Raw genomic sequence first — 8,971 nt, forward strand, 5'->3', positions numbered from 1 at the left:
AAATATTTATTTAAGCTAGATTTTAAAGTACAAATCCAGATGGTATGACAGCATTCTTTTTAACAACTACAATACCGTCTCTAATTACATAAAGATCGGTTTCTGTGTCTTCTAAATGTGGTCCTCCGTTAATGGTAACGTCGTCCCCAATTCTACTGTTTTTATCTATTATGGCGTTATTTATGTTACAACGTTCTCCAATACCTACAAGAATTTGAATCTGATTTTTATCAATTTCTTCTAAAGTTTCGTAAAAATCGGATCCCATAATATATGCATTAGTAATTACAGTTTCTTTTCCAATACGTGCTCGAATTCCAATAACTGAATGTTCTATTTTAGAAGCTTGTATAATACATCCTTCTGCAATTACAGCTTTGTTTAATGTTGTTCCAGCAAGTTTTGTTGTTGGTAACATTCTAGCGTGTGTATAAATACGCTGATTTTTATCGTATAAATTAAATTTAGGAATATCGTCTGTTAACCCTAAGTTAGCTTCAAAGAACGATTCTATAGTACCTATATCTGTCCAATAACCTTCGTATTGGTAACTATATACTGGACGTTTACCAATGGCTTGTGGAATAATTTCTTTTCCAAAATCGTTGGTGCTTGGGTCGTTCATTAAATCGACTAACAATTGTTTGTTAAAAACATAAATACCCATAGACGCTAAGTAATGACGTCCTTCTGCTTTCATTTCGTCACTTACTTCAGACTCCCAACCTTTAATTAATTCGCTGTTAGGTTTTTCTATAAATGAAGAAATCATACTGTTTTCATCTGTTTTTAAAATACCAAACGAAGTTCCGTCTTTAGCATTAACAGGGTAGGTAGCAACACTAATTTCTGCGCCACTTTGAATATGTTTTTCTATTAATTCGTTAAAATCCATTTGGTATAATTGATCCCCAGAAAGAATTAATGCATACTCAAAATCGTTTCTTAAAAAGTGATGCATGCTTTGTCTAACGGCATCTGCGGTACCTTGAAACCAATTACTGTTAGATATAGTTTGCTCTGCAGCCAATACATTTACAAACGCAGAACTAAAAAAACTAAAGTGATACGTATCTTTAATATGTCGGTTTAATGATGCCGAATTAAACTGTGTTAATACAAACATGCGTTTAATGTCTGAGTTAATACAGTTTGAGATTGGAATATCTACTAGTCTGTATTTTCCTGCAATTGGCACAGCTGGTTTAGATCTGTCTTCTGTTAATGGATAAAGTCTTGAGCCTTGACCACCACCTAATATAATAGATAGTACTTTGTTGTTGATCATAAAAATGGATTTAATGAGTTATAGACGTTTAAATAGGATTGAGCTGAGGCATGCCAAGAGTGATCTATAGACATGATATCAAATCGAGTTTGTTTAAATATTTCAGAGTTGTAAAATTCTGCGGCGCGTTCTATAGCTTCACAAACTTCTGCAACGGTTACTTCATTATGGCAAATTCCAAATCCACCATCGTATATATCTTCTACGGTATCCTTTAAGCCACCTACACTGTTTACTATTGGAATAGTACCGTATCTTAAAGAATACATTTGGTTTAATCCGCAAGGTTCTACTCGCGAAGGCATTAATAGAAAATCTGCACCAGCGTAAATTATATGCGACAGTTTTTCGTCGTAGCCTATAAAGGCATTGTATTTGTCTTTATATTTTGTTTTTAAGTTTCTAAGTTCGTTTTCAGTATGCTTTTCACCAGAACCTAATAATAATATTGAGATGTCATTACCAAATAAGGATTCAGAAAAAATCTTTGGAAATAAATCTGCACCTTTTTGTTCTACTAAACGCCCAATAAAAGCAAAAAGTGGTCTGTTTACATCTAAGTTGAATTCTTTACATAACCATTCTTTATTTGCTTGTTTTCCTTGTTCTATTGTTTCTTTAGTATAGTTTTCAATAATTAAAGGATCTGTTTCTGTGTTCCAAACTTCGGTATCGATACCATTTAAAATACCAATACATTTTGCATGTTCATCGCTTAATAGCGATTCTAAACCGTTGGCACTTTGTTTTAGCTCGTCCATATAACTTGGAGATACAGTGGTAACAATCCAAGAACATTTTATTGCCGATGCTAACGGGTTAATGTTATGATTCCAATCTAATAAACCAACACGACTAAATTTAAACTCAGGAATAAGGTATACCAAATCGTGAGAAAATGCACCTTGATATTGTGCATTATGAATAGTAAAAGCCACAGGAATTTTTCTTAGCATAGAATATCTAAACGATTCTTGTGCCATAAACGGAATTAATCCGGTATGGTGGTCGTGACAATGTATAACATCTGGTAACGTTTCACTTTGAGCAATCCAGTCTAACGCTGCTATTTGAAACGCTAAAAATCGTTCGGTATCGTATGTTGTATACACAAAGTCTGTATACAGTAATTCCGGTACATCTACAAAATAGATTTCGAAACCTAAATTATTATCTAATAAGGTTAGGATTCTAAAATCATAATCGGTTTCACCTAACTGAATGGTGTCGTTATATACCGGTTTAAATTTATGAGTTTTAGTAAATTTATTATTATAAAAGGGCATTACTACCTGGCTAGAAGCCCCAAGCTCATTCTGATATTTAGGGAGTGCCCCTAAAACATCTGCTAGTCCGCCAATTTTGGCGATAGGATAACATTCGGCACTTAAATGGGTGATAATCATAGTTTATAAAATGGCATTTCTCTATAAACTTAAAAAAAGTATTTCAATCCGTTATTATGTTTCTAATACTATTATTAAAAAAAATGCTATTTGGAATAATTATCTATAATTTATTAGGGACTCTTGAAGATTGGTGTTTTTTGATATAAATACGGAAATTGATTCCATAGTATTGAAAATGAAATATGATTTCAAAAAAAAGACTGCCAGTATGGGCAGTCTTTCTTCATTAAAATATATGTTTTTTATTAGTCGTTTAATTTTAAAACGGCCATAAATGCTTGTTGAGGTATTTCTACATTTCCAACTTGACGCATACGTTTTTTACCTTTCTTTTGTTTTTCTAAAAGTTTACGTTTTCTAGAAATATCTCCACCGTAACATTTTGCTGTTACATCTTTACGTAAGGCTTTAATAGTTTCTCTGGAAATAATTTTTGCTCCAATAGCAGCTTGAATTGGAATATCGAATTGCTGACGAGGAATTAATTCCTTCAGTTTTTCACACATTTTCTTCCCAATATTCTGTGCATTATCTGCGTGAATTAAAGCTGAAAGTGCATCAACGGTTTGTGCATTCAATAAAATATCAAGTCTTACTAATTTCGAAGTTTTCATACCAATTGGATGATAATCGAAAGATGCATATCCTTTAGATACCGTTTTTAAACGGTCGTAAAAATCGAATACAATTTCGGCTAAAGGCATATCGAATGTTAACTCCACACGTTCTGGTGTTAAATACGTCTGGTTTAATATCATTCCTCGTTTTTCAATACAAAGCGACATAACGTTTCCAACAAAGTCTGCTTTAGTAATAATAGTTGCCTTAATATATGGTTCTTCAACTCTGTTTACTGTAGAAGGATCAGGTAAATCTGATGGGTTATTTACAATAAACGGTGTGTCTGGATTTTTGTTTGTGTAGGCATTATAAGATACGTTAGGTACAGTAGTAATTACCGTCATATCAAATTCACGCTCTAAACGTTCTTGTATAATTTCCATGTGAAGCATACCTAAGAATCCACAACGGAAGCCAAAACCTAAAGCCGCAGAACTTTCTGGAAAGAATACTAAAGACGCATCGTTAAGCTGAAGCTTTTCCATAGAGTTACGTAACTCTTCGTAATCTTCGGTGTCTACAGGATAAATACCTGCAAATACCATTGGCTTTACGTCTTCAAAACCTTCAACAATGTTTGTTGTTGGTCTTTCAAAATCTGTAATTGTATCTCCTACCTTTACTTCTTTTGCTGTTTTAATTCCGGTAATTAAGTATCCAACATCACCAGTTTTTACACTTTTCTTAGCAACTTGAGTCAGTTTTAAAGTTCCAACTTCGTCTGCAAAATATTCTTTATCTGTAGCGACAAATTTAATTTTTTGTCCTTTTTTAATTTCACCGTTAAAAACTCTAAAGTAGGTTTCAATACCTCTAAAGGTGTTGTAAACCGAGTCGAAAATTAAGGCTTGAAGCGGGCCATCTGGATCTCCTTTAGGTGCTGGAATGCGTTCAATAACAGCTTCTAAAATTTTATCTACTCCAAAACCTGTTTTTCCACTAGCGTGAATAACATCTTCTGGATTACAACCTAAAAGTTCTACAATATCGTCTGTAACTTCTTCTGGATTGGCACTTGGTAAATCTACTTTATTAAGAACAGGAATAATTTCCAAATCGTTTTCTAAAGCTAAATATAAGTTTGAAATTGTTTGAGCTTGAATACTTTGCGCTGCATCTACAATTAACAGGGCGCCTTCGCAGGCAGCAATAGATCGAGACACTTCGTAAGAGAAATCAACGTGGCCAGGAGTATCAATAAGGTTAAGAACATACTCTTCTCCTTTGTATATATAGTCCATTTGGATGGCATGCGATTTAATGGTAATACCACGCTCGCGCTCCAAATCCATACTATCTAGTAGCTGATTTTGTTTTTCACGTTCGGTCACCGAACCTGTATAATCTAATAAACGATCGGCTAATGTACTTTTACCGTGATCGATGTGTGCAATGATGCAAAAATTTCTGATGTTCTTCATAAAGAAAATTATACCTGGCTTTAATCTGCAAATATAGTTGATTTAGATGAGCAAAATTCATTTTTTTAAATGTAGTTTATGTAAGAAAAATAATCTTAAAATAATGTGGTTTTACCGTAATTGTCTTAATAGTAATTATTATAAATTTGTTTTACTAAACCCATTTCATGCCAACCAAGTTATTGCTATTCATTTTATTGTGCCCTTTTGTTTCGTTTTCTCAAGACATTGAGGTCCGTGGTAAAATTGTAGATCAGCAAAACTTACCAATTGCATATGCTAATGTGGTTCTAAAAAATAGCGAAGACTCCAAAATTCTTCATGGTGCTGTAAGTAACGATGATGGACACTTTGTTATAAAATCGGTTTCTCCAGCAACATATACTTTAGAGATCAGCTTTATTGGGTTTACTACTTATGAAACGACTTTAGAACTCACTAAAGTATTCGATTTACATACTATAACTTTACAAGAATCGGCTGAAAATTTAGATGCCGTAAATCTTGTAGTTAAGCAACCTACCTTTAAAAAACAATCGGACCGAATTGTGTTTAATATTGAACAAACTTCGTTAACAGAGGGTAGTGTGATGGATGTATTAAAAAGTACTCCAGGTGTTTTAATTATGAATGATGAGATTAGTGTAAAAAACAACACTAATATTATTTATTTAATTAATGATAAAAGGGTGTATTTATCTGGCGAAGATTTACAAATTCTGTTATCTGGTACAAATGCAACTTATGTTCAAGAAGTAGAAGTTATTACCAATCCGCCTGCAAAATTCGATGCAGAAGGTGCAGCTGTTATCAATATTAAAATGAGTAAAAACCTAATTACGGGTTACAACGGGAGTCTGTATGCAAACTATACGCAAGGTATACATCCTCGTTTTAAAGTAGGTATGAACCATTTTTATAAAACAGATAAACTAAATATTTTCGCAAATTATTCTTACGGAGAACGTGAAATAAATCTTTACGACGAGAGTACTGTAAATTTTATTGAAAACAATGCCATTGTAGGCGAATGGTCTAGCATAGGAAATAGAGATACTAAATCGAAATCGCATAATGCGAATGCCAATATAGATTATACATTTAATGATGCGAATGTACTTTCTTTTTCTGCAAACGTAAATGTAACGCCATATTGGAAACGTCATGGACTTATGGAAACAGAAGCTATAGATTCTTCTTTTGTTTCTGTAAATGATATAGACGATTCTAAGACAAATATAGCGGCCAACTTAGACTATGTACACACTTCAGAATCGGGGCAGACTCTATCTGTTAATTTACACCACACTAATTACGATTACGATAGGTATCAAGATATAAATTCTGACTATTTTGATGTTAATCATGTAATTTCAAGACAGAACGAGTTTAACTCTGTATCTAATCAAAAAACTAAAATTTATTCAGGGCAGTTAGATTACAGTATGACTTTAAATACTGATGTTGCTTTAGATTTTGGTGTAAAATTTTCAGCGATTGATTCAGATAGTGATGTCGCTCAATTTTATTCAACCAAAGATAGATTTATTAACGACGAAATAAATAGCGGTGTTTTCAATTATAACGAAGAGAATTATGCAGCTTATGTAAACAGTTCTAAATATTGGGATAACTGGAGTATTTCTGTAGGATTACGAGGTGAATTTACCGATGTAGAAGGATTAGCCACTGGGAGTATAGATAAAGGTAATAGTTTCGATTATTTTAAACTTTTTCCAACGTTTAATGTTTCTCACGATTTTAACGAAAGCCACAGTCTAGGTTTATCTTATGGTAAACGTATAGCACGACCAACCTATGCATCTTTAAATCCGTTTAAATACTATTATAACGATTTTGCTTATTTGCAAGGAAACCCTAGTTTACAACCTACAATTTCGCACTTAACTACATTGTCTTATACGTTAAAAGGTACATATACTTTTGAAGTGTATTATCGTTATGAGATTGATCCAATAAATGAATTAGTGTTTCAAAATAATAATAGTAATCGTTTAATTTATTTGCCAACTAATTTAGATAAATCTATTGATTATGGTTTCGATTTTATGACTTATAAACCCATAACAGCGTTTTGGTCAGTATATTTTATAAATTCAATTTTTCATGAAACAGCATATTTCAATGCGGAACAAAGCGGAGGTATTACTGAAACAAATGAAACTTGGGCGATGTATACTAATGTCATGAATTTTTTCTCTTTCTTGGAAGACCGTAGTCTAAATGGTGAAATTTCCTTGTTGTATTTATCGCCAATGATTAATGGATCGTCTAACGTCTCTTCAAGAACACAAGTCGATTTAGGTGTTAAAAAGAGTTTTAATAACGGAAAGTGGGTCGTTTCACTTAAAGCTAGCGATATTTTTAGAACTACAGATTTTACTTTAAAAAATCAATATTTAAACCAAGATAACTCTTATTATAGTAGATTCGATAACCAATGGATACGTTTTGGGTTGCGGTATAACTTCGGAAATACGAAGTTAAAAACCAACGAAAAAGAAGCAAAAGAGCTAAACGAACGTAACCGTTTAAACAACGAAGGTGCTGATCATTAAAAATATTCTATTTACTTGATTTATAATATAATTGACTTTAAATTATTTATGTTATTTTTGAGCAACCATTTTTTATTTTATGTCTTTAAAACTAACATTTCTTTTTTTATTTTGTTCTTATTTCTGTTTCTCTCAAGAAATTAAAATTTCTGGTAAGGTTCTGGATGATCACAAATCACCAATTTCTTATGCAAATGTAATTTTAGTAGACAAAGAAGATCAATCAAAAATATTTGGAACAATAACCAATACCCAAGGCTTCTTCTTGGTAGATAACATAGTCGTTGGAACTTATAATCTAGAAATTAGTTTTGTAGGATACACAGGGTATAATACAGAATTACTTATAGATAAGGTTATGTATTTAAAACCTGTTATTTTAAACGAGATAGCCGAAGAGAACTTAAAAGTAATTGAAGTTACTATAGATGATGATGACGTTAAAAAACCTTCGTAACAAAACGTGTGTTTTTAGAATTTATTTACAAAAAGATATAATTCTTTAATACGTATTTAAATGGTTAGCTTTTAACTCAACATATACAAAATATTAAATAATAGTATTTATTCTCTCAATTTCAGTATTTTTGCACACTTAAAAAAATAGATTTTGGTTAAAATAGATACTATAGAACTTCCCGATTTTCCGTTGCTTTTAGCACCTATGGAAGATGTTAGCGACCCACCCTTTCGTGCATTATGTAAAGAGCAAGGTGCAGATGTTGTCTATACCGAATTTATTTCTAGTGAAGGATTAATTCGCGATGCTGTAAAAAGCACCATGAAGTTGGATATTTACGAAAAAGAACGTCCTGTAGGAATCCAAATTTTTGGAGCTAATCTGGACAGTATGCTTCAAACTGTAGATATTGTAACCGAATCTAAACCCGATATTATCGATATTAATTTTGGTTGTCCTGTTAAAAAAGTAGTCTCTAAAGGCGCTGGTGCAGGTATTTTAAAAGATGTCGATTTAATGGTGAGTTTAACCGAAGCCATGGTTAAGCGTACACATTTACCAATTACAGTAAAAACACGCTTGGGGTGGGATCACGATTCTATTCGTATTATGGAAGTTGCCGAACGTTTACAAGATGTAGGTTGTAAAGCCATTTCTATTCACGGTCGTACACGTGCACAAATGTATAAAGGAGATGCGGATTGGGGACCTATTGCCGATGTAAAAAACAACCCAAGAATGCATATTCCAGTCTTTGGCAATGGCGATGTAGATACTCCAGAAAAAGCCATGAAAATGCGTGATGAATATGGATTAGATGGCTGTATGATTGGTCGTGCAAGTATTGGCAATCCGTGGTTTTTTAAACAAGTAAAACACTTTTTTGAAACGGGCGAACATCTTGATCCTATTACAATAGAAGAGCGCGTAGAAGCTGCTAAACGTCATTTACAAATGGCTATCGATTGGAAAGGTGAAATTTTAGGTGTGTTCGAAACACGACGTCATTACACAAATTACTTTAAAGGTATTCCTCATTTTAAAGAATACCGTCAGCGTATGGTAACTAGCGATGCTTCAAAAGATGTTTTTGATGCGTTTGATAGCGTTTTAAATGACTTCTCTGATTATAAGTTTACCAAATAACTAAATTTTATATTAATCACATTCAGCATTTTTTTCAGAATATTATT

Annotated in this window: 6 protein-coding genes; 3 read left to right on the forward strand and 3 right to left on the reverse strand. The window is 32.7% G+C overall.

Translation table 11 applies throughout. The features are described 5' to 3' along the window. Positions 1-22 precede the first annotated feature (22 nt). The 3 genes from BN863_RS17835 to lepA form a co-directional block, all read right to left on the reverse strand. Entirely contained in the window at positions 23-1,288 is a 1,266-nt protein-coding gene (locus BN863_RS17835) for a glucose-1-phosphate adenylyltransferase (protein WP_038532917.1), read from the reverse strand. Then, on the reverse strand, positions 1,285-2,694 hold the full coding sequence (locus BN863_RS17840; RefSeq protein WP_038532918.1) for a glycogen synthase: 1,410 nt from the start codon (positions 2,692-2,694) through the stop codon (positions 1,285-1,287). The genes BN863_RS17835 and BN863_RS17840 overlap by 4 nt, the downstream gene beginning before the upstream one ends. Before the next feature lie 248 nt (positions 2,695-2,942). Then, complete coding sequence (gene lepA, locus BN863_RS17845) at positions 2,943-4,739, reverse strand: translation elongation factor 4 (protein ID WP_038532921.1); 1,797 nt, start codon at positions 4,737-4,739, stop codon at positions 2,943-2,945. A 167-nt stretch (positions 4,740-4,906) separates the two neighbouring features. Here lepA and BN863_RS17850 point away from each other — a divergent pair, with 167 nt between their 5' ends. The 3 genes from BN863_RS17850 to dusB all read left to right on the forward strand — a co-directional run bounded on the left by BN863_RS17850 (position 4,907) and on the right by dusB (position 8,924). Then, positions 4,907-7,318 carry an outer membrane beta-barrel family protein gene (locus tag BN863_RS17850; protein WP_038532923.1) on the forward strand — a complete coding sequence of 804 codons (2,412 nt, stop codon included), beginning with the start codon at positions 4,907-4,909 and terminating at the stop codon, positions 7,316-7,318. A gap of 79 nt (positions 7,319-7,397) precedes the next feature. Continuing rightward, positions 7,398-7,775: a carboxypeptidase-like regulatory domain-containing protein gene (locus BN863_RS17855; RefSeq protein ID WP_038532925.1), complete on the forward strand. Its 378-nt coding sequence runs from the start codon at positions 7,398-7,400 to the stop codon at positions 7,773-7,775. A 153-nt stretch (positions 7,776-7,928) separates the two neighbouring features. Continuing rightward, positions 7,929-8,924 carry a tRNA dihydrouridine synthase DusB gene (gene dusB / locus BN863_RS17860; RefSeq protein WP_038532927.1) on the forward strand — a complete coding sequence of 332 codons (996 nt, stop codon included), beginning with the start codon at positions 7,929-7,931 and terminating at the stop codon, positions 8,922-8,924. The last annotated feature ends 47 nt before the right edge of the window (positions 8,925-8,971 follow it).

The sequence above is a fragment of the Formosa agariphila KMM 3901 genome (assembly GCF_000723205.1).
Classification (GTDB): Bacteria; Bacteroidota; Bacteroidia; order Flavobacteriales; family Flavobacteriaceae; genus Formosa; species Formosa agariphila.

Coding starts and splice junctions, on each gene's coding strand:
- BN863_RS17835 (WP_038532917.1), bottom strand. CDS start 1,288: ATGATCAACAACAAAGTACTATCTATTATATTAGGTGGTGGTCAAGGC.
- BN863_RS17850 (WP_038532923.1), top strand. CDS start 4,907: ATGCCAACCAAGTTATTGCTATTCATTTTATTGTGCCCTTTTGTTTCG.
- BN863_RS17840 (WP_038532918.1), bottom strand. CDS start 2,694: ATGATTATCACCCATTTAAGTGCCGAATGTTATCCTATCGCCAAAATT.
- lepA (WP_038532921.1), bottom strand. CDS start 4,739: ATGAAGAACATCAGAAATTTTTGCATCATTGCACACATCGATCACGGT.
- BN863_RS17855 (WP_038532925.1), top strand. CDS start 7,398: ATGTCTTTAAAACTAACATTTCTTTTTTTATTTTGTTCTTATTTCTGT.